Here is a 21,816-nt window from a genome sequence, read left to right on the forward strand (position 1 = left end):
GTATTTACAAATAAAGCAGTTACCTCTGAGCCACCAAATCCTAATATCTTTGTGCTTACAATGACAGATAATAAGCAAGTAAATATCATTAATGCCAGTGCCATAGGTTTCATCAGTGATTTTGTGCCTAATGATTTGTACGTTACAGGGGCAGGCGTACCAAGTGGCTGGACGAACTCGCCACCTGCCGCTCAAAGATTTACTAATAAAGGTAACGGTATATTTGAATTAGCCTCTATCAATATTACTCCTAATTCTCAAATTAAGTTTTTACCTGTATTCGGTCAATGGAATCCACAATTTAGTGTAGGTACTGCTGACCCAGGTAATTTAACAGGTAGTATAATTCGCGCTGATGCCAACCCTATTCCTACACCTGCCGTAGGTGGTGCTTACAAAATAGAGGTAAATTTTGTAACATATAGATATACCTTTACAAAACTATAATAAAATAAAACCTACTATACCATGTTTTTATATAAAAAGCCTTTGCTTGTATGGCAAAGGCTTTTTACTTTAGGTTAGGTTTTATTTTACTGAGTGTAAATACTTATCCTTGTGGTTGCGTTATTGAGGCTTTTTACTGCTCACTTAACTTAAATTTAGCTACTTGGCTTTGTAAGGTTTCTGCAATTTTGGCTAAACGTTCAGTACCTTGTGAAATATCGGAGATGGCTTGGTCAATAGCACGTGCTGAGCTGGCAATTTCTTGTGAGCCGCTGGCAGTTTCTTCAGAAACCACCACGATTTTTTCAATATTTTTCACTACTGCTCCAATAGCTTCTTTTTGGCTTACTGAAGCATCGGCTATGCTTTTGGAAAGTTGTAAGGTTTCGGTACTGCTATTGTTAATATCATTTAAGATTTTCACGGCTTTTTTAGTGGCAGCGTTACCAATAGTTACATTCTCTTGTACTTTTTCTATCGCTTTGCTTGTACTACTTACGTCTTTCTGAATGCTCTTAATTAGTTTATCAATTTCTACGGTAGATTTACGCGAACCCTCAGCAAGTTTACGAATCTCCTCAGCTACTACAGCAAAGCCTCGTCCTGCATCGCCTGCGCGAGCCGCTTCAATAGCAGCGTTAAGGGCTAAAAGATTAGTTTGTGAGGCAATATCAGTAATTACATTCAAAATGCGTGATATTTCCTCTGAGCGGTTAATAAGTACTTCAATTGCTTGGGCAGAGATTTGTGCGGAATTAGAAATATCATTCATATTTTGCGATACACTTTCTACAATGGTAAGCCCATTTTGGCAATTAATTTGTCCTTTTTCTGCTGAAAGGTTAATAGCTGCAGCTTTGGTACTGATTTCTTGTGCTGATTTGAGTGTAGCTTCTACCAAGCGAGAGGATTCGTCTATTCTAATAGCTTGCTCTTGTGCTCCGTCAGCCATTTGTTGGATAGAAAGGCTTACTTCTTTAGTACTTTGGCGAGTGCTATTAGTTTGGGTAGCTACTTCATTAGCTATTTTGGCAACACTTTTAGCTACCACTTGTATTTGTTGGATAAGGGTTTGCAAATTAGCGATGGCTTGATTCAAGGCAGTAGCTATTTTGTAGATATCTCCTTGAGTAGGTTGTGTAAATTTACGTGTTAAATCTCCTTCGGCAACATTATTTAAGATTTCACTAATTCCTAAAATAGGGGTAGAAATATTTTCTAATAAAGTATTGATTCCTTCAATAATTTCCTTCCAAACACCTTGATAAGCAGTTGATTGCAAACGCGTAGATAAGATACCTTCCTTTCCTGCCAATTGAATAACCTTTTTTATATCCTCGCTAATGCTTTGCAGGGTGTTGCGTAAAACAATATTAGTATCAATCATAGATTTGAGTTCACCTTCGACAATAATACCTGTGGCATCAAAATCGATGTTTAAGTTGCCTTCTTTGAGGGCTAGAAGAAATTCACTATTTTTTTTCAGGGCTTGAGTAAAGCGGGTAACATTTTTAGCTAATTTAATCACTTTCACAACTTTTCCCTGCTCGTCCTTAACAGGGGAGTAAGTAGCATCAAACCAAACTTCTTTTTTGTTTTTGGTCAATCGCTTAAATGTGCTACTAATATTTTTGCCTTCACGTAATTGTTGCCAAAATTTTTTGTACTCCTCTGATTGGGCATAAGCAGGTTCTATAAAAGTGCTATGATGTTTCCCATACACTTCTTCAGCAGTATATTCTAAATCGTTTAAGAATATATCATTAGCACTCAGAAAATAACCCTCGGCACTCAATTCAATGTAGCCGTAAGAAGCATTGATAGCATTCATTTTAGCTTGTATATCGGCTTGTGAGGCTTTAAGTGCTGCACCAAGTCTTGCTTGTGCTTCTTGGGTGGCTTGTAATTCCTCCATATTTTGCCGTAGCTCCTCTTCTACAGCTTTTGCTTGTTCTAGTTGCTGCCGGATGGTATTTTCTAGTGACTTCCTTTCGCTAATATTTCGGATAAATCCTGTAAAAATACGTTTTCCTGATTTGAGGTAAGTTTCACCAATAGCTATTTCCACAGGGAAAACGGAACCATCCTTACGTTTGGCTTCTACTTCACGTCCAACTCCAATAACTTTTTTTATACCTGTAATTTTGTATTGTTTTATATAGTTATCATGTTCTGAGGCATAGGGTTCAGGCATGAGCATACTTATATTTTGCCCAAGCATTTCTTGCAAGCTATAACCAAATATACGCTCTGTGGGAGTATTGACTTTCTCAATAATTCCATCTTCGTTAATAACCAAAATTGCGTCGATAGAAGTATTTAATACTCCTTCATAGAGGAGTTTTTCCTCTTTCATTTGTTCGATTTCCCTTTCTAAGGAGAGGTTTTTTTGTTTCAAGAGAGTTAGGTTACTTTCTATATCTCTTTCTTTTTGCTTTTGCTTTGAAATATCAATGAAAAATGCAGTAAATACGATGTTTTGGTTAGCGTCAAGGGCTTGGCTGGTAGCAATCAATGTAGGAACTTTTTTACCATCTTTTCGCACAATTTCTATATATGGTTCTGTATTAGTAAAGGCTTGATTATTAAAGTATTTTTGGATATTAGTTAGATATTCGGGAAGGATGAGACTTTGTAAAGGCTTATTCAATACTTCTTCTTGTGAATAGCCCCATAGTACCTCAGCCGATTGACTAAAAAACAAAACGTCGCCTTTATAGTTGAAAGATACTACTGCCGCTGTGCAATTATCTAGGGTTTGGGCATAAATATTTTCGTAATAGGTATTTTCCATTATTGAAACAATATTTGAAGATTATTAAAGAAATAGACCTTAATTTTGCGGTATAGTACGTTTTTTTTGCAATATAACCAAAAATAAATAATTTGACTATTCTTTGCATTAAATGTTTTAGTAACTTAGAGCAGGCTAAGATTTCTTTTCTTTTATATTAGAAAAATGGTTTTTGTGTTTTTCTCAAAGTGAATCGGCTAATTTGTAGAGGTTTTAGGATTCACATAATTCATAAGGAAGTTGGTATTTCGGTTAATTGAAATATATTTGCTATGACTTAAATTTTACTTTACTATGAAAAAGGATAACGTTTCCATCGTAATTATCGATGATGACCGCACCAACAATATCATTTGCGAAAATATGCTCAAAAAATTGCGTATTTCGCAAGATATTACCTCTTTTCAAAGTATAGAGGAGGGACTTGCTTTTTTAGAAAATAGTTTTCGCAAAGGGCTATTTCCTGATGTGATTTTTCTAGATTTGCGATTTCCTGAAAGCGATAAAGATGCGTGGTATTTCTTAGAGATATATCCTAAATTATTGGCACAATATCCGCAAGCTAAAACCTTATTGTATGTACTTACATCCTCCATAGCAAAAAAAGATATGAAGCGTGTAGAGAATTATTCTTTTGTACACGGTTTTATTAGTAAACCTTTGAGTGAGGAGAAGCTAGCTAAATTCTTTTTATGATGAATAGTTTGATAGAGCATTTTACAGATTACTTGCTAGAAGATAAGCAATTAGATTTAGCTGAATGGTGCAAGCACTTACTAGATAAATTATTAGAGAGTTTAGATATAATGCCTCAATATGTAGTATTGAGTTTGGAAGAAAGTCGTTTTTCTGTAATTATATGGTATACGAAAAATATTACACCTACTCAAGAAACACTAAAAAAGGTTTACCTTCGTAGTCTTCCAAATGAGTTAGTAACTTACCTACGTACTGCTCATGAAAATAATCTACAAAGTCTAATTTCTTATGATTTTACTTGGCTTACCCAAGCTCCATTACACGGTCTTTGGTTACCTATTCTCCAAATAGAATATTCTCCTACTTTTATAGTTATTTTTTCCGAATCATCTTGGACAGAAAATCACGTACAAATCATACAGAACTTTTGGTGCGAGGCTCAAAAGTATATTTCGGCAAGTTATTACAAAATAAGGAAAAACACAGAATGTTTACAAGAAATTCAAACTCTCCGAAAGCAATTAGAAGCTTTAGAAGCTTCACAACAAGCTATGCACGAAAATGCTATTCGATTTATGAAAGTGCATAAGCAGCTTACGGATAGCTTGCAGTATGCTAAAAAAATGCAACAGGCTATCCTACCCCCTGAACGGATTTTGAGAGATAATTTTGAAGAGTATTTTATTACCTACTTACCTAAAGATATTGTTTCAGGAGATTTTTATTGGTTTAGTCAAGTTGATTTTACTTTTATTGCCGTAGTAGATTGTACAGGGCATGGGGTGCCTGGTGCTTTTATGAGCATGATTGGCAGTGCTTTGCTCAATGAAATTGTAAATGCAAAGCGTGTGAACAATCCTGCTCAAATCCTTTCTTTATTGCATATAGGAGTACGTAATGCTCTTAACCAAGATGAAACTCAAAACCTTGATGGTATGGATATTGGGCTTTGCCGTTTGGAACTTACAGAGAGTTTTGACCTACAACTTACTTTTGCAGGAGCGAAAAACAACCTCTACATCTTACAAGATGGAAAAATTAATGTATTGAAAGGAAACAGAACACACATAGGAGGTATTTCAGAAGCCAACCTAACCTTTGATAATCAAGTAATTACTATTCAAGAAGGAGATATTATTTATTTACTTACTGATGGCTTAATTGATAATCCTAACGAAAAACGGCAAAAATTTGGCTTGAATAAATTTTTTGATTTCATTCTTACTAATCAACACAAACCTTTGAGCCAACAAAAAACTATTTTGGAAAACCTTGTCAAAGAGCATCAAGAAAAAGTAGAACAACGAGACGATATTACCGTAATTGCTCTTAAACCTTAACGATAAATTCTTTAAGTTAAAATCTCTTTCTTCTTATTGCTTCAAATAAAAAGAGAAATCTTATTTTATATAAATAAATTAATTAAAATCATAAAAATTTTTATTAAATTTCTAAAAATAATAAATTTTTTAATTTTGGTCCACTGTTTTTTCTTATCAAAGTATGAGTACTTAAGTTACTCAATTTGAATATCAAAATGCGAAGTCCATATCTTTTAAGTATTTGCTGAATACTTACTCACTTAAGTTTCTTAACTTTCTAGTGCTATAACTATTGTGCATATTTTTCGAATATAATCGGCTTACAACTTGCCTTCTAATAATTAGGCAAAGGTATTTTAGAAGTAAGATTTATTTAATTTTTCCTTTTCTCAAAGAGCCAAGGTAAGAGTGTTGGCTCTTGATAAGCATTTTTCCAGCAGTCATGTCCTACTTGTGGATATTCTGTGTATTTAGGCTTACCACCTGCTTTTTGAAGGGCTTGTATCATGTTTCGGCTTCGCTCGGGTTTTACTAACTTATCTAATGCACCGTGAAAAGCCCAAATAGGCACATTTTTGGCTTTGTAAGCTACTGTTTCATCACCTCCCCCACAAATAGGTACAGCAGCAGCAAATTTTTCTGGAAAGCGAGTAATTAAATCCCAAGTACCAAACCCACCCATAGAAAGTCCTGTAACATAGATACGTTTCTCATCAATCGGATACTTTTTGAGCAGTTGCTCTAAAACTTGCATAGTATAACCCAAATAAACAGAAATTTCTGTGGGCTGAGTGTGCGTATCCCAAGTCCAATCTACTTCTACCCAACGGAAGGATTTTTCGCATTGAGGTACAAATACAAAACAGGGAAATGGTTTACGATTATTTTTTGCCAAAAGCCATGGAGCAAAATGTGTAAGTGTAATTTCATTATCGCTTCCACGCTCTCCTGCTCCGTGCAAGCAAAGCAAAAGTGGATATTTTTGGCTACTATCTTGACTGTCCCAACCTAAAGGCTTGAGCAAACGGTACTTGAAAGTAGGTGCATTTTCAGCTAATTGTACTTCTATGGCCTCAAATTCAGGGTATTTGGTTTGTGCCATAGTTAGTTTTAGTTGATAAAATACTAAACTAAATACTAACACAAAAAACATTTTTTGATAATAGCACATCATAATTTAATTTCTGCACCTTAATTTTTAATTTTTCACTTAACTTACGGATTTCCGATTGTCTTTTTTACCACTTCAAGCAATTTTTCAGAGGTAAAAGGTTTGGTAATATACGCATTTGCTCCTGCCTGCATTGCCTCTTCTAGGACAGATTGTTGCCCTACGGCACTAATCATAATCACTTTAGTAGCTAATTTTTCGGCACGTATAGCTTTTAGAATATCTATACCAAGCATATCGGGTAGGATATTATCCAAAGTAACAAGTTCTGGTTTGAGGCTAAAAATCATATCTATGGCAGTCTCACCGCTAGAGGCTTGCCCTATTACTTCATACTTTCCGTTTGTAAGTATATCTTTAATAAATGTTCGCATATAGAGCGAGTCATCTACTATAATTACTTTTTTTGCCATGAGAAGTTTTATGTTTTACTTGTAGTTAAGATATTTTACGCTTCTACTAATGGCTCTACCATAATTTTGAGGTTCACCAGTGAACAAAGTTCTATAAATTTTTTCAATAAACGTTGTGTTATATCATCTTTTTCTTCGGGATAGATAAAGGGATAATGTGTAAGTTTGAGTTGCCTTGCAGCACGCGTCCAATGTGGTACAGCACGTTTGCTAATTTTGAATAGAATATTTTGTATCATACCCAAGCGAATATCTACGGCAATGCTTCGCAAGTAGCGGATTATTTGGGTAATTAAGTCTAAAAGTTCTTCATTATCTACTTGCTTTTCATAGTCTTGTACCATTTCTAAAATACGAATAGAAGCTACGTGGCTCAAGTTTTCTTTATCTACATTTACCCGCCAATGAGCTACCTCTTGACAAGTTTGCTTAAATTTTTCAATATCTGCGGATTTACGAATGAAGAAGTTTTTGAGCGAATTATTAATAACGATTTCAAAGTTTTGCTTTAAGATAGCTGGAATTTTGAGTTGGGCTTTTTGCATTACGTTGAGTAGGTGATAGTTACGATGGTAAATGCGCTCGTAACTTTCCTCTGCATATTTTAGGTTATCTTCTAAAATTTTGTTAAGCACTTTGGTCTGTTCGTCCTTAAAGAGTTCCCAAAAAGAGAAATGCTTAACGGGAAAATAAATTTGCATAATTTGAAGTACTTCTGCCAAGTTACCTTCTTTGAAGGCGAGTTTAAGTTGGTTTGCCATTTTGTTAAAATCGTCAGGGGCGAGGTACGGGGTAGAGCTTCCAATGATTTGATGCTGCCCTAAATAAACTACAGCGAAGCAGAAATATTTTTTAGAATAGGTAATTTTGGAGTGCACCCATGTTTTGCCGATAGCTAGCTTTTGCAAACCTGCTTCTAAGCGTTCGAAATATTCGCTGTCAAAGTCATAATTAAGTACACTAATATCTTGGGGGTTTTCTTCAAAGAGGCTTGCAACGGCATAGTGCATACCTACTTTGCTAAGTGTAATTCGGGCAGGGCTGGTGTAACGTGTGTAGATTTCTGCTCCGTTATCATATTGTTTGAGGTTACTTTTAGCTTCATAGATTTTCTCTAAGAAAGCTCGCTCGAAGGTTTGGTTACTAGCGGTTTCGGCTAATTGGATAGCACGGTTAGCATATTGTAAGACTTGTATTGTTTCTATTCCTGAGATATCATTGAAAAACCATGCACAACTAGTAAACATAAGCAAGCATTGCCGTTGCATTTCTAATAGGCGTAAAATTTTGGTCTTGTCTTCGTCGGTATGTTCGGTTTTGAAGTGTTTTTTTAGGAAGCGGTTTACGTTTTCGGGGCTTCTATCTAGAATTACGTCTATGTAGGCATTACGGACTTTCCATACATCGCTGATGTATTTGCTGAGTTCGGTTTCATATACTTTGGCAAGTTCATCGCGTAGCCAGTCTAGGGCTTCTCGTAGAGGTTTTCGCCAGAGTTGGTGGAAGTGGGGTTCGCCGCCTGTTTTGCAACCGCAATTGCTTCGCCAACGCTCTATGCCATGGGCGCAACTCCAAGAACTATTTTCATAGATTTCCACTTCATATTCAGGTTCAAAGAGGTGTATATATTGGCTGTAATTGGTGATTTTAGCTAAATTGTTTTCTTCAATATATCGCAGGCAGTAAGCTAGTGCCATATCTCCATGCCTGTGGTGGTGTCCGTAGCTTTCGCCGTCAGTAGCGATATGCACGAGTTGGGGAGAAGGATCATGCGGGTTAAAACTGTTTACTAATTGATGAGCGAAGCGTTTGCCGTCGTCTAAAATTCCTTTGAAGGCGACTTGCTCAGCAGAGGCGGCATCATAGAAGAATAGTATAATTTGCTTGCCTGAGGGTAACTTACATATGTAATGTTTGCGTGTTTCTATGCCGTTGTACCATTGTTCTGTACCGATTTTTCTATATCGCTTGGCTTGGTGCGGGGCGAGTATAGTAAATTTGATATGATGTTTGGCTAAGATCTCCAAAGTTTCTATATCTACGGCAGTTTCTGCTAGCCACATGCCTTCAGGTTTTCTTCCGAAGCGGTACTCAAAATCGCGGATGCCCCAAATTACTTGGGTTTCTTTATCGCGGGTATTAGCCAAGGGCATAATAATATGATTATACACTTGTGCCATGGCTGAGCCGTGTCCATTAAAGTATTTCATGCTCAACTTATCCCCTTCTAATATTGCTTGGTAGGTAGTAGGGGCTTTGTATTGCATCCAAGAGAGCAATGTTGCTCCAAAATTGAAGCTAATTTTTGAGTAATTATTTACAATATCTATAATCTTATGCTCCTCGTTCAAGATCCGTGAGAATCCATTCGGTGCATAGCACTCTGAGGTAATGCGTTCGTTCCAATCGTGAAAAGGATAGGCAGACTCCTGCACCTCAATCTCCTCTAACCAAGCATTTTCACGTGGCGGCTGATAAAAGTGCCCATGAATACATATATACTTTTGCATATTCTTGTGTTGTGTTTATATTTTTACCATTATGGACAGTTCACCCAAGTTCAATATTTATAGAATAAAACTTTATATCTAATACCTACTATTCAAGCAAAGTAGCTTTTATCTAAAGTATTATCTCCTAAATATTAAGTACAATAGTTTTTATTTAAATACATTTATTCATTGTTATACACATTATTTTTTATATTTCAAATAATACAGATTATAAACAAAAAGTAATACTTTACAAGTAAAAAAATTTGTTTTACATAAGTTAAACTATACTTTACATTTTATTAAACATAGTAAAAAAATAAATTATAGTAATTTATAAAAATTTTAACATATAACAAAAATAAAATATTACACTTTTACATTTTTTTAGTATATCTCAAAAACAAAAAATAATACTTTACAATTAAATAAGTATATTTTACCTTAAAAGTAGTATATTTTTTATTTTAACTAGTGTATCTTGTAACTAAAGTATATTTCCTTACAAATAAAAAAGCATATAAATTAACCTTTGTAATATATTTTATATTTTAACAAATATATAAAAAAGTTAAAACATAATACTTAACAAGTAAATTAGTAAGTTTTTTTTTGTAAGTAATATACTTTACATATTATTAAGTATAACTCAAAAACAAGATATAGTACTTTACAAATAAATTAGTATTTTTTTTAATAAGGGTATAATAGTAAAAAATTTTATAGCTTAACACAAATATAAAGTTGTAAAGAAAAAAGCTATTTTTAATGTAAAAATATTTTAGGTAAAAGTTTTTTAGAGAAACTATTGTATATAAATTTATTAAGTTTTATAGTTAGACTTTCATATTTCTATACCTATGACTAAAACATCATCCGTTTGCTCTTCTTCTCCTTTCCATTGTTGAAAGTTTCTTTCTAAAGTACTTTTTTGTATACTCATTTCTAAATGAGTTTGTGATAGTAATAATTCTTTGAAACGACTCACTGTAAACTTACCCTGAATTCCAAATTGATCGGCATAGCCGTCAGAAAAGAGATATAACCTATCTTCTTTATGGATGGTTAAATGCTTTTCGGTAAACTTCTTATTTTTGTATTGCGTGCTTCCTATAGGAAACTTATCCCCTTTATATACTTCTAATTCAGTACTATTTTTATGGATTATCCAAAGAGGGCGCTTAGCACCCGCAAAAGTAACTTTTCCTTGGGGTAAGTTAATCTTTATTAGGGCAATATCCATGCCGTCGTGTAGAGCTTGTTCGTGATGGAGGTTACTTTCTTGTTGGAGTACAGCGACTAACCGTTCGTCTAATTTGTGTAAAATTTCAGCAGGTGCGTGAATGTTCTCTTGGTTTACGATTTGGTCCAATAGGGTAATGCCGATAATGGTCATAAAAGCACCGGGTACGCCATGTCCTGTACAATCTGCCACAGCAAGGAATAGATCAATTCCTGAGTTTTCTGTTTTTGGTGGATGCTGTAAGTGTGGAGAAGCAAACCAATAAAAATCTCCTGAAATAATATGTTTGGGTAGATAGCTAATAAAGCTATTAGGGAAGAATTTGGCTAAGTTTTGTTCTTGGGGAAGTAATGCCTTTTGTATTCTTTCAGCATAGCTGATGCTTTCAATCATATCTGCATTTCTTTGCTCAATTTCCTCGTTTCGCTCTAAGATAAACCGCTGTGAGGCAATAAAATCTTCTTTATAGAGGTTAGTAATCGTAAAAATGATTGCAATAGCCACCATGGCATTTATCATATACAAGACATTCTCTATATTGAAGTTTTTGTTAGCTATGTATAGAAAAGTCAAGTGTGAGAAGACATAACATAAGAAGGCAAAAAATGCGGCAAAATATTTTGCCCTGCCGTCAAAAAGTAATACTGAAAGCACTGAAAGCCCTATCAAAATAACAGAAGTATTAGAAATACTACGGTTGAGTTCATTAACAGTAGCAACTAACATAAGTAAAATATTCACCGTAAAGAATGCCCAGACTTTTCCGTAAGTATACTTCCTTTGGCGGTGTAGCCAGTAGATAGGAAAACAGACTAAGCCTAAAATGGCGAGGTCTAAGAAGAGGGCTTGATAGTTTTTTGTGAAAAGGTTAATTAATACATATCCTATAAGGAACAAAGAAGCTATAGTATTTAAGCCGTTGACTGTCTTTACTTGGCGGCTCGTCAAAAGTTCTAAGCCTTCGTGAATACCATTATTGAGGGCTTGCTTCCACCAGCGAAAAAGCATGATTTATTTCTTAAGTTAAATTTAATCAATAGTTTATGCCGATAGCTCATTTGACGGCTTAAAAATAGAAACTAAAATTTAAAAGAAGCATATATCCTACAAAGTTTATTTGCTTTTTCAAAAAAAAGTACAAAATTTGCAGAAAATTGAAAATCAATTGCTTTAAGTATGACATTAGAACTTTTTTTAGTAAAAGGCTTAATTATCTTGCTTGTATTTGGAATTACTCTCTTGGTAGCTACCTACTCTACATACGCTGAACGTAAAGTAGCTGCTTTCTTACAAGACCGCATAGGACCGAACCGAGCAGGCCCCTGGGGCTTACTACAACCAATTGCCGATGCAGCTAAAATGTTTTTTAAGGAAGAGTTTATTCCGATGCAAGCTAACAAATGGCTGTTTATTGCAGGTCCTTCGATGGCAATGTTAGCTGCTTGCATGACTAGTGCCGTTATCCCTTTTGGAGGTACCTTGCAGTTTGGAGATTTCAAGTTTAATATTCAGGCAGTAGAGGCAAATATCGGTATCTTATATGTATTTGCTATTGTGGCTTTGGGGGTATACGGTATTATGATAGGGGGCTGGGCCTCAAATAATAAATTCTCCCTCTTGGGGGCAATTCGTGCTGCTTCACAAAATATTAGCTACGAATTAGCTATGGGCTTATCAATTGTTGCCATAATCATAATGACAGGCTCGCTCTCTTTGCGAGAAATTGTAGAGCAACAGCGTACTGTTTGGAATGTATTTTATCAGCCCTTAGGCTTTATTATTTTCCTTACTTGTGCTTTTGCTGAATGTAATCGTACTCCTTTTGATTTGCCTGAGTGCGAGACGGAATTAATTGGTGGCTATCACACTGAATACAGCAGCATGAAGTTAGGTTTTTACCTGTTTGCAGAGTATATCAATATGTTTATTTCTAGCATTGTGATAGCTACTTTGTACTTTGGAGGTTATACCTATCCTTTTATGAGCTGGATAGAAAAGAGTTTAGGGCAAAATATTGCTACATTGATTGGGGTAGGTGTATTGTTTGTTAAAGGATTGTTTGGGGTATTTTTCTTTATGTGGGTACGCTGGACTCTGCCCCGCTTCCGTTATGACCAACTCATGAACTTAGGTTGGAAAGGGCTTTTACCACTAGCTATCCTAAATATATTCCTTACTGCAATCGTTATGTTAGTCCTTCAAAGGTAACGTTAGCCTTAGAAAGTTAAACATTTTGAATAATACACAAGTTACATTAATAAGTATAGTCTGTATTTTGATTGTGAAACTTCTAAACTTAAAAATATATGTCAGTTACTCCTAAAATGGTAGAGGCTCCTGAGGGCTATCAAGGGCAAGGTTTTTTTGCCACAAGTTTTGATAAGGTTATTGGGTTAGCTCGCGCTAATTCCTTGTGGCCTCTTCCCTTCGCTACCTCGTGCTGTGGGATAGAATTTATGGCTACGATGGGTTCGCACTACGATATAGCCCGCTTTGGAGCAGAGAGGCCAAGTTTCTCACCACGCCAAGCCGATTTACTTATGGTGATGGGAACAATTGCCAAGAAGATGGCACCTGTGGTGCGTCAAGTATATGAGCAAATGGTAGAGCCTCGTTGGGTAATCGCCGTAGGAGCATGTGCCTCTAGTGGTGGGATTTTTGATACATACAGCGTTTTGCAAGGTATTGACCGTGTAATACCTGTGGATGTCTATGTACCAGGTTGTCCTCCTCGCCCTGAGCAAATTATTGAAGGATTGCTTAAAATCCAAGAATTAGCCAAAAATGAAAGTCTTAGACGCAGAAACTCAGAGGAATATCAAAAGCTATTAGCTTCGTATAATATTCAGGTGAGTTAGGACCTAACCAAGATTTAAGAATATTGTTAAGTTAGGTGTAAAAGTAAAATCAAATCTAAAAATTATCCATGGCAGAGCTTTCGCATCAAATTATTATAGAAGACCTAATTAGTCAATTTGGGAATAGCATTTCTGATATTGAAGTGCCGTATGGTATGCTCACCTTTACGTGTGAGCCCGCAAAAATTCCTGAATTGTTTGAATATTTATTTTTTCATAAGCAATTTCAGTTTCGTTTTCTAACTGACTTGTGCGGCGTACATTTTCCTGACAATAAAGGAAAGGAACTCGGTGTAGTATATCATGTGCATAGTTGGCTACATAATATCTATCTACGTGTAAAAACTTTTGTACCTATAGAAAATCCAAGAGTACCTACCCTTACTAAACTTTATGCCTCAGCGAATTGGCAAGAGCGGGAAACCTATGATTTTTATGGAATTATTTTTGACGGACATCCTAACCTCACACGCATTTTGAATGTAGATGATATGGATTATCACCCCATGCGAAAAGAGTATCCTTTAGAAGATGCTACTCGCAGGGATAAAGAGGATTTATATTTTGGTAGATAATATTTAGGCAAGCTCAAAAATTTATTTTATAATACCTACAATATGGCAAATCAATTAGCGGTTATAGAAAAAGACGAAGCCCTTTTGAAGGAACTAGGTTCAAAAAATTTAGTGGTAGAAGATGCTGTTTATCTTAATGAACTTACTACGGTCAATTTAGGTCCTACACATCCTGCTACGCATGGTGTTTTCCAGAATGTCTTACAGATGGATGGGGAAAAAATAGTATCAGGAGTACCTACAATTGGCTATATTCATAGAGCATTTGAAAAAATTGCAGAACACAGACCTTTCTACCAAATTACTCCCCTTACAGACCGTTTGAATTACTGTTCTGCACCTATCAATAACCTGGGTTGGTGGATGACAGTAGAAAAGCTCTTAGGAGTGCAAGTTCCGCAAAAAGCACAATACATGCGTGTAATTATGATGGAACTAGCACGCATCGCCGACCATATAATTTGTAATTCTATTTTAGGAGTGGATACAGGAGCTTTTACGGGTTTCTTATATCTTTTTCAGCAGCGCGAACATATCTACGAAATATATGAAGAGGTATGTGGGGCAAGACTTACCACGAACATGGGTAGAATTGGTGGCATGGAACGTGATTTTTCTGAAACAGCTCTCGCTAAGATCAAGAAATTTGTAAAAGAATTTCCTCCTGTGATGCGGGAGTTTGAAAAATTGTTTAATCGAAATCGTATTTTTATGGATAGAACTATCGGGGTGGGAGCTATTTCAGCAGAGAGGGCTATAAATTACGGTTTTACAGGTCCTAACCTACGAGCTACAGGCGTAGATTATGATGTACGTGTCATGAACCCTTATTCAGGGTATCAAGATTTTGAATTTGATATCCCTGTTGGGCAACATGGTGATAGCTACGACCGTTTTATGGTACGTAATGAAGAGATGTGGCAGAGCCTTCGCATCATTGAGCAAGCCTTAGAAAAATTGCCTAAGGCAGAAGGAAGTTATTATGCTAATGACTCTCGCTACTATCTACCGCCCAAAATAGATGTTTATACAAAAATGGAAGCATTGATCTATCACTTCAAAATTATAATGGGTGAAATTGATGCGCCAGTAGGAGAGGTTTATCATTCTGTAGAAGGTGCTAACGGGGAGTTAGGATTTTACCTTATTTCGGATGGAGGACGTACCCCATATCGCTTACATTTTAGAAGACCTTGTTTTATCTATTATCAAGCCTATCCTGAAATGTGTGTAGGGCAACAACTTTCTGACGCAATAGTAACCATGAGTAGCCTTAACGTAATTGCAGGAGAACTTGATGCATAAGAGTTACAAAGAGTATTATTTCAAAATATTATTCTGATTAAAAATAAAAAATGTCTGCTTATCGTTTTAATACTGACAGGAGCTACCACGTGGGAGCAAAGTTTACAGAAGAGAATCTTGCTAAAGTACAAGAAATTATTAAACGCTACCCAGAGGGCAAGCAAAAATCGGCTATATTGCCTATCTTACACATCGCTCAAACTCAATTCGGTTGGATTAGTGTGAATGTAATGGATTACATAGCCGAGCTCCTAAATATCCAACCAATTGAGGTGTACGAAGTGGCTACCTTTTACACCATGTTTCACCTTGAACCTGTGGGCAAATATGTATTAGAAGTTTGTCGTACAGGACCATGTATGATTTGTGGGGCAGATGAAATTCTTGAGTATTTGGAACAGAAGTTAGGTATTCATGTAAACGAAACTACTCCTGATAAACGCTTTACTCTCAAAACCGTAGAATGTTTAGCAGCGTGTGGGGGAGCCCCCTGCCTGCAAGTAAAATTGAAAAGTATGGACGGAGCTTACAAATACTATGAAAACCTTACTCCTGCTAAAATTGACGAATTGATAGCTACTGAATGGATTTAGTTTATGTTAGACGTAATGGTAACGGGAGTAAATGCTCCCAAAGAGCATCAACGAGTAATACGCAAGTTGATAGCACGGTCGGATTGGCTATATAGACAAGGAAAAATTCCTTTTGAACCCTTGTCTGAAATGATGGTAGATGAAACAAAGGTTAAGCCCTACTCCTGATGTTCTTTTTATTTAATAACGTTACACACGAAAATTTAGAAGTAAAAACTTCGGCAGCGGAGAAAAAGGATTTTGAGAAATTGCAAGAAGTTGTGCGAGACTATGAAATTTGGGAAGGATTCTTATATATAAATATAAAACGCAAGTATGGCAAAAATATACTAAAAAATGAGGAGAAATTACAAAACAGCCTTCTTGGAGCGAGGCAATTAATATGATTTGAACCTTTTTTTGAAAGAAACCTAATATATGAAATAAAAATAAGAAGATAATTCAAACCCTAATAACCTAATACTTATGCTGAAAGTAACTATTGATAATATACAAATAGATGTCCCACAAGGTACTACTATTTTACAAGCTGCTCGCATGATTGGTGGCAATATCGTACCACCTGCTATGTGTTATTACTCTAAACTACAGGGAAGTGGTGGAAAATGCCGTACTTGCTTGGTAAAAGTAACGCAGAGTTCTGCAAAGGATCCGCGTCCAATGCCTAAACTTGTACCTTCGTGTATTACTGCTGTGCAGGATGGTATGGTAGTAGAAAATTCTATCAATGAAGAAGTATTAGAGGCGCGTAGAGGAGTGGTAGAATTTTTACTTATTAACCATCCGTTGGATTGTCCTATTTGCGACCAGGCAGGTGAATGCCATTTACAAGATCTTAGCTACCAACACGGCGTTTCAGGGACAAGATATGAAGAAGAGCGTAGAACTTTTGAAAAAATAGATATTGGGGATAAAATACAGCTTCACATGACGCGCTGTATTTTATGCTATCGTTGTGTTTATGTAGCAGATCAAATCACAGATAAGCGTGTTCATGGAGTTCTTAAACGAGGTGATGCTGCTGAGATTGGTACCTATATTGAAAATGTGATTAATAACGACTTTTCAGGAAATGTAATAGATGTCTGTCCCGTAGGAGCTTTAACTGATAAAACCTTCCGATTTAAGAGTAGAGTTTGGTTTACGAAACCTGTAAATGCTCACCGAAATTGTGATAAATGTAAAGGAGAGGTTATACTTTGGTACCAAGGTTCAGAGGTGCTTCGTGTTACTGCACGCAAGGATGAATATGGGGAAGTAAAAGATTTCATTTGTAATACCTGCCGCTTTGAGAAGAAAAAAACTTCTGACTGGATAATTGAAGGAAATGCTAATATTAAACGTACCTCAGTAATTGCTCAGAATCATAAAGTACACAAACTAGTTCCTGATTTTGGTTTTAGACAAGCCGAAGCACAATATAAAAAAATTGATGATGAGCATCGACCTTCTAAACTTCCATTAGAAAAATCAGCAATAGTGAATAAGGTAACTAAAAGTAAATTTGAGAAATGACTATCTAAAAATAGTAGTAAAATACTAAAAACTCTTACCGAAAGGTAAGAGTTTTTTTTTCATAGTTTAAGTAATTAAGGTTAAAAATTTAGGAATAGTAATCATTTTAAGCAATTTTTGAAGAAAAAGAAGTTTTTAAGAAATTATTTATGCTTACCATTTGTACTTTTATCGTATAAACATATATAAATACAATCAAACTAACCCGTGCAAATATAAACACACGTTACTAAAAAAAACTAGTTAGCAATGAAAAAAATACTATTTTTTGTTGTACTTTTTATTTCACTAAGTAGGAGTTTTTCTCAAACTATATCAGGTATTATTAACACATATGCAAGGGTAACAGCTATTGATGTACCTAATAAAATACTTACTTTTGACAATGTAATAGATCCTACTGGTGGTACGAGTACAGCCGACTTTGCTGTAGGTAAAACAATAATGATTATTCAAATGAAAGGAGCAGTAATCAATACAGCTAACGATGCTACGTATGGTACTTTGGTAGTGAATGGTATACAAAGTGCAGGACTTTTTGAGTGGACAAAAGTAGTATCTTGTAGTGCTTGTACCTCTTCACAAATAAAAGTAGAGACTTTAAAGAATACATACAATGTAAGTGGTTCAGTACAAATTGTGAGTGTACCTGAATATACTAACGTGACTGTAGGAGCATCAGGTATTCAAGCTCGCGACTGGAGCACAAATTTAGAAAGAGGAGGTATATTGGTGCTTTCTGCTACAGGAACAGTTACTTTGAATGGGAATATCTCTGCTGTGGGGCGTGGTTTTAGGGGTGGCTTAAGGAGTAACAATCGCAATACTTGTGCTGACCAAACTACATTTAGGAGCAGTGATATTGGTTTTGGGCAAAAAGGGGAGGGTATAACTGCTTATACCTCTGATATGTATGCCAAAGGTGCTTTGGTAAATGGTGGCGGTGGTGGAAATGACCATAATGGTGGCGGTGGCGGCGGTGGAAACTACACTTCAGGAGGTAGAGGTGGAAATGGTTGGAATGGTGCCTGCGGTTTTAGTACATCAGGCTTGTATGGAGGGGTAGGAGGCATCTCTTTACAAACTTATTATAGTTCACCTGCCAAACGCTTATTTTTGGGCGGCGGTGGTGGTGGTGGTCAACAAAATAATAGTATGGGAGGGAATGGTGGCAATGGTGGAGGTATTATTTTCATTAGTGCTAACACATTAGCTATTCCTCCAACTTGCACCACGAGCTATAGCATAGACGCTAGTGGTAACCCTGGTGAACATTCCACAGGTTTTGATGCAGGTGGCGGTGGTGGAGCTGGTGGAGTAGTTGTTTTACGTGTGAATAATTATAATTTACCTTGTGCAGCTAATCCTTTATATGTACGTGTAAATGGTGGAAATGGAGGTAATGTAGTTCATAGTGTTGTTCATGGAGGCGGGGGAGGAGGTGGTTTAGGAGCTATTATATTGACAACCCCTGTTCCTGCTAATATGATTATAACAAGCAATCCTGGTAATCCAGGATTGGATTGTAATGGTTCATGTAGTTCAACAGGAACTGCAGGAGGATCTTGTAGCATAGTTAATTGTCATTTAGTACTTTCTTCAGATCCTTTGCCAATTGAATTAGCTTATTTTAAGGTTCAGCAAAGTAATCATACTGCTCTTTTGCAGTGGGCTGCTCGTTCAGACAAAAATGTGAGTCATTTTGAAGTTCAAAAAAGCTATGATTTAGAAACAATTGAAAACTTTGGTAAGGTGATAGCCGAAGGCAATATTACCCCTACGCAAAAGTATAGCTTCACAGATAGAAATCTGCAGGTAGGTACGCAATATTATAGGATAAAAATTGTTAATACTGATGGTTCAGTGGATTTCTCTTCTTGGGAAGTATTGCAGGTAGAAAATCTACAAACGGCTGATTTTGAGATATATCCTAATCCTACCACTGACAAGATTATAGTTCACGATAGGCAGAGCCGAAATTTACGAAAAGAAGTAAGCATCTATAACATGAGTAATGTATTGGTAGAAACTGCTTATTTTGAGGGTGATAGATTTGAAATTTTGTTAAATAATTTGCCAAAAGGTATGTATTTAATTAAAGTTCAAAGTCAGGAACAGGTTTGGATAGAGCGCTTTGTAGTATTTTAAGGATAATCATTTGTTTTGATTTATTCTAAAAAAACCTATAAAGTTTTGGCTAACTTTATAGGTTTTGTCTTTTTATTCATTTATCCAATCTAATAAGATTTGATAACTTTCGGCAAGGTGAGCATCGTGGTTTAATTTGTTGATTAGCTTTTGTGTAGTTTCTCTTCCAAACTCGTCAATGGCTAATATCGTTTCATTAGCTTTCAAATTTCGTAAACTTAAAAATGCATTGTTGGGTAGTGGTTTTGCTGTTTCTTCATGGCTTTGTTGGTACCATTTCAAAAAAGCGGCTAAATCTAGGGGGATGGTTTTGGGTTGTTTATTAGTATTTTGAGCTACTTCTTGTAAGGTTTGGTTAATAGGGCTAATAGGGCGACTCATTCTTTGCTTATGTTTAGCAAGAAGTTTAGCTTTTGGCAAAGCAGGTAAAGGCTTGAAAATTACCTTTTTATCTATACTATCTGCAGGAAGGGCAAAATCATAACTTGCCTCTGAATAGTTTTGTGGAGAGAGATTGTCAGGGATTTCAATATCAGGCTGTACGCCTACGAGTTGGGTGGTTTTGCCTGTAATACGATAAAGCTTGACATGGCTGAGGTAAGCAAAATGTAAATTGATTTTCTTGAACTCTTTGTCAGGAGCTACTACAGGGAAAGGTCGTTGCCCTGTGGCTTTACCGAAAGTATTTGTACCTACGATTAAAGCACGATTATAATCCTGCAGAACAGCTGCTAACATTTCTGAAGCAGAGGCACTTGCACGGTTCACCATAACTAGTAGTTTGCCGTCATAGACTGTGCCGCGATTCATATCTTTTAGAATTGTAGGTTTACTATCTTTTTGTGTAATGATAGTTAAAGCTCCCTCGTCAATAAAAATACCTGCTAGTTCTACACCTTCTATGAGAGAGCCGCCACCGTTGAAGCGAAGATCAAGGATAAGCCCTTCAATATTTTCTTGCTTCATTTTTAGAATTTCTTTAGCAACATCATTTGCACAACCTTTACTTTGCTCAACTTCATAATTGGTATAAAAACCTGGAAGAGCGATATATCCGACTCGTCTTTCACCTTCAATGATGAAACTTTTTACTAGGTTCTCCTCATCTCTTTTAATGATACTTTTAGAGAGGCTAACCGTTTTGAGGGTTTTGTTGGCTTTTTGTACTGTAAGAAAAAGAGTTGTATTTTCAGTTTCTAGTAATTCATTTATTTCTTGCAAGCTGTATGGTAGTACTTCTATTCTTTCTTTTCCTGCAAGTTGTATTTCTACTAAAATGTCGCCTTTATGTAATTCATTGGTTTTCCAGGCACTTCCACCTGGGACAAGTTGCTCTATATAAACTTCCCCTTGTGCATTTTCAGCTAATTTTAGCCCGAAAGAGGCTTTTTTATCTGCAACTTCCTGCATTAGATTTTCCATTTCGCTTTGTGTAAGATAGTAAGAGTGAGGATCTTGGCAAAGCACGATGGATAGAAGATAACGTGCTAACATATACCTGTCATAGCCAATGGGGTGTTTGAGCAAATTGTTTAACTTACGGATTTCTGTCTGCTTGATTTGTTGGCGAGCTGTAGATTCGTATTGTTGGATTATTTTATCAAGCGAAAGATTTTGCTTGCCTACTTTTTGAGCTATTTTGAGTAGTGCAGCATATTTTAATTTGCTTTCCCAAAATTGTTGGATAGCTATCTCGTCTTCAAGGTAGTAACGTATTTGGTCGGTCTCGGGTTCAAAGGTTTGATTTTTAGTAAATTGGAAAGGGTTTTGAGAGATTTTCTCAATGCGTTGAATAGTTTGCTCAACTTTGTTCTTAAATAGAGGTAGAAACATGGGTAAAAATTTTACTTCTTCGCCGTGTAGTTCGTTATCTAAATAGGTTTGGTATTGGGCTAATTGCTCGTATTCTTTTTTTGTAAAAAAAGCTTCGTTGTGTGTAACGTAAGTTAGGAATTTGTGAAAAATGTCTTTGGATAAGCTATCGTTAAATTTTCTTGGCTGAATGTGATACCGTTGAATAATGTATTTGAGGGCTTTCAAATCGTCTTGAATATTTTGTGGTGTAAGTAGTTCGTCTTTTAACTTTTGTGCAAGAACAAAAGTATTGACTATCCAGAAGAGCAATAAGATTAGATAAATCAAACGAGGTAAGAAAAAATGAATTTTCATATAGCTTTTTTAAATAAGGGCAAATGTATCTACAAATATGCGAAAAAAAAATGATGTAGGATTTTTGTCTTG

At 35.9% G+C, this 21,816-nt stretch carries 18 protein-coding genes; 12 read left to right on the forward strand and 6 right to left on the reverse strand.

Annotated elements, in window-relative coordinates:
• A partial coding sequence (locus tag NZ519_00210) for a hypothetical protein (GenBank protein ID MCS7027162.1) occupies positions 1–447 on the forward strand: 447 nt, incomplete at its 5' end.
• A gap of 133 nt (positions 448–580) precedes the next feature.
• Here NZ519_00210 and NZ519_00215 read toward each other — a convergent pair.
• A complete protein-coding gene (locus NZ519_00215) occupies positions 581–3,241 on the reverse strand; it encodes a PAS domain S-box protein (protein ID MCS7027163.1) in 2,661 nt (886 codons plus the stop codon).
• A 294-nt stretch (positions 3,242–3,535) separates the two neighbouring features.
• On the opposite strand from NZ519_00215, the gene NZ519_00220 reads away from it, so the two are divergent.
• Both NZ519_00220 and NZ519_00225 read left to right on the forward strand, forming a co-directional pair.
• On the forward strand, positions 3,536–3,937 hold the full coding sequence (locus NZ519_00220; protein MCS7027164.1) for a response regulator: 402 nt from the start codon (positions 3,536–3,538) through the stop codon (positions 3,935–3,937).
• Positions 3,938–3,969: 32 nt separating this feature from the next.
• Positions 3,970–5,280, forward strand: coding sequence for a SpoIIE family protein phosphatase (locus NZ519_00225; protein MCS7027165.1), 1,311 nt, complete (start codon positions 3,970–3,972; stop codon positions 5,278–5,280).
• 355 nt (positions 5,281–5,635) lie between these two features.
• On the opposite strand, the gene NZ519_00230 is transcribed toward NZ519_00225, so the two are convergent.
• The 4 genes from NZ519_00230 to NZ519_00245 all read right to left on the reverse strand — a co-directional run bounded on the left by NZ519_00230 (position 5,636) and on the right by NZ519_00245 (position 11,589).
• Complete coding sequence (locus tag NZ519_00230; GenBank protein MCS7027166.1) at positions 5,636–6,415, reverse strand: prolyl oligopeptidase family serine peptidase; 780 nt, start codon at positions 6,413–6,415, stop codon at positions 5,636–5,638.
• Between the two features lie 62 nt (positions 6,416–6,477).
• A complete protein-coding gene (locus tag NZ519_00235) occupies positions 6,478–6,846 on the reverse strand; it encodes a response regulator (protein ID MCS7027167.1) in 369 nt (122 codons plus the stop codon).
• A 35-nt stretch (positions 6,847–6,881) separates the two neighbouring features.
• Complete coding sequence (locus NZ519_00240) at positions 6,882–9,356, reverse strand: DUF3536 domain-containing protein (protein MCS7027168.1); 2,475 nt, start codon at positions 9,354–9,356, stop codon at positions 6,882–6,884.
• 826 nt (positions 9,357–10,182) lie between these two features.
• Entirely contained in the window at positions 10,183–11,589 is a 1,407-nt protein-coding gene (locus NZ519_00245; protein ID MCS7027169.1) for a serine/threonine-protein phosphatase, read from the reverse strand.
• Between the two features lie 168 nt (positions 11,590–11,757).
• Here NZ519_00245 and nuoH point away from each other — a divergent pair, with 168 nt between their 5' ends.
• From nuoH to NZ519_00290, 9 genes are all read left to right on the forward strand, one after another.
• Positions 11,758–12,789 (forward strand): NADH-quinone oxidoreductase subunit NuoH, encoded by a 1,032-nt coding sequence (gene nuoH / locus NZ519_00250; protein MCS7027170.1) that lies wholly within the window; start codon positions 11,758–11,760, stop codon positions 12,787–12,789.
• Between the two features lie 98 nt (positions 12,790–12,887).
• Positions 12,888–13,439 carry an NADH-quinone oxidoreductase subunit B gene (locus NZ519_00255; protein MCS7027171.1) on the forward strand — a complete coding sequence of 184 codons (552 nt, stop codon included), beginning with the start codon at positions 12,888–12,890 and terminating at the stop codon, positions 13,437–13,439.
• A gap of 68 nt (positions 13,440–13,507) precedes the next feature.
• Positions 13,508–14,014: an NADH-quinone oxidoreductase subunit C gene (locus NZ519_00260; protein ID MCS7027172.1), complete on the forward strand. Its 507-nt coding sequence runs from the start codon at positions 13,508–13,510 to the stop codon at positions 14,012–14,014.
• Between the two features lie 42 nt (positions 14,015–14,056).
• Positions 14,057–15,319, forward strand: a complete 1,263-nt coding sequence (gene nuoD / locus NZ519_00265; GenBank protein MCS7027173.1) for an NADH dehydrogenase (quinone) subunit D — start codon at positions 14,057–14,059, stop codon at positions 15,317–15,319.
• Positions 15,320–15,369: 50 nt separating this feature from the next.
• On the forward strand, positions 15,370–15,912 hold the full coding sequence (locus tag NZ519_00270) for an NAD(P)H-dependent oxidoreductase subunit E (protein MCS7027174.1): 543 nt from the start codon (positions 15,370–15,372) through the stop codon (positions 15,910–15,912).
• Between the two features lie 3 nt (positions 15,913–15,915).
• Positions 15,916–16,080 carry a hypothetical protein gene (locus NZ519_00275; GenBank protein MCS7027175.1) on the forward strand — a complete coding sequence of 55 codons (165 nt, stop codon included), beginning with the start codon at positions 15,916–15,918 and terminating at the stop codon, positions 16,078–16,080.
• Positions 16,080–16,298, forward strand: coding sequence for a hypothetical protein (locus tag NZ519_00280; GenBank protein MCS7027176.1), 219 nt, complete (start codon positions 16,080–16,082; stop codon positions 16,296–16,298). Before NZ519_00275 ends, NZ519_00280 begins: the two co-directional genes overlap by 1 nt.
• A 79-nt stretch (positions 16,299–16,377) precedes the next feature.
• Positions 16,378–17,427 carry a 2Fe-2S iron-sulfur cluster-binding protein gene (locus NZ519_00285; protein MCS7027177.1) on the forward strand — a complete coding sequence of 350 codons (1,050 nt, stop codon included), beginning with the start codon at positions 16,378–16,380 and terminating at the stop codon, positions 17,425–17,427.
• Positions 17,428–17,676: 249 nt separating this feature from the next.
• Positions 17,677–19,575 carry a T9SS type A sorting domain-containing protein gene (locus NZ519_00290; protein ID MCS7027178.1) on the forward strand — a complete coding sequence of 633 codons (1,899 nt, stop codon included), beginning with the start codon at positions 17,677–17,679 and terminating at the stop codon, positions 19,573–19,575.
• Between the two features lie 72 nt (positions 19,576–19,647).
• On the opposite strand, the gene NZ519_00295 is transcribed toward NZ519_00290, so the two are convergent.
• Entirely contained in the window at positions 19,648–21,744 is a 2,097-nt protein-coding gene (locus NZ519_00295) for a carboxy terminal-processing peptidase (GenBank protein ID MCS7027179.1), read from the reverse strand.
• Positions 21,745–21,816: the final 72 nt, after the last annotated feature.

The sequence above is a fragment of the Bacteroidia bacterium genome, assembly GCA_025056095.1.
Lineage (GTDB): Bacteria > Bacteroidota > Bacteroidia > JANWVE01 > JANWVE01 > JANWVE01.

Bases quoted from the DNA above. Each gene is read 5' to 3' on its own strand.
- NZ519_00290 (MCS7027178.1), top strand. From the start codon at position 17,677: ATGAAAAAAATACTATTTTTTGTTGTACTTTTTATTTCACTAAGTAGG.
- nuoD (MCS7027173.1), top strand. From the start codon at position 14,057: ATGGCAAATCAATTAGCGGTTATAGAAAAAGACGAAGCCCTTTTGAAG.
- NZ519_00295 (MCS7027179.1), bottom strand. From the start codon at position 21,744: ATGAAAATTCATTTTTTCTTACCTCGTTTGATTTATCTAATCTTATTG.
- NZ519_00230 (MCS7027166.1), bottom strand. From the start codon at position 6,415: ATGTTTTTTGTGTTAGTATTTAGTTTAGTATTTTATCAACTAAAACTA.
- NZ519_00245 (MCS7027169.1), bottom strand. From the start codon at position 11,589: ATGCTTTTTCGCTGGTGGAAGCAAGCCCTCAATAATGGTATTCACGAA.
- NZ519_00220 (MCS7027164.1), top strand. From the start codon at position 3,536: ATGAAAAAGGATAACGTTTCCATCGTAATTATCGATGATGACCGCACC.
- NZ519_00280 (MCS7027176.1), top strand. From the start codon at position 16,080: ATGTTCTTTTTATTTAATAACGTTACACACGAAAATTTAGAAGTAAAA.
- NZ519_00215 (MCS7027163.1), bottom strand. From the start codon at position 3,241: ATGGAAAATACCTATTACGAAAATATTTATGCCCAAACCCTAGATAAT.
- NZ519_00255 (MCS7027171.1), top strand. From the start codon at position 12,888: ATGTCAGTTACTCCTAAAATGGTAGAGGCTCCTGAGGGCTATCAAGGG.
- nuoH (MCS7027170.1), top strand. From the start codon at position 11,758: ATGACATTAGAACTTTTTTTAGTAAAAGGCTTAATTATCTTGCTTGTA.
- NZ519_00235 (MCS7027167.1), bottom strand. From the start codon at position 6,846: ATGGCAAAAAAAGTAATTATAGTAGATGACTCGCTCTATATGCGAACA.
- NZ519_00260 (MCS7027172.1), top strand. From the start codon at position 13,508: ATGGCAGAGCTTTCGCATCAAATTATTATAGAAGACCTAATTAGTCAA.
- NZ519_00270 (MCS7027174.1), top strand. From the start codon at position 15,370: ATGTCTGCTTATCGTTTTAATACTGACAGGAGCTACCACGTGGGAGCA.
- NZ519_00285 (MCS7027177.1), top strand. From the start codon at position 16,378: ATGCTGAAAGTAACTATTGATAATATACAAATAGATGTCCCACAAGGT.
- NZ519_00240 (MCS7027168.1), bottom strand. From the start codon at position 9,356: ATGCAAAAGTATATATGTATTCATGGGCACTTTTATCAGCCGCCACGT.
- NZ519_00275 (MCS7027175.1), top strand. From the start codon at position 15,916: ATGTTAGACGTAATGGTAACGGGAGTAAATGCTCCCAAAGAGCATCAA.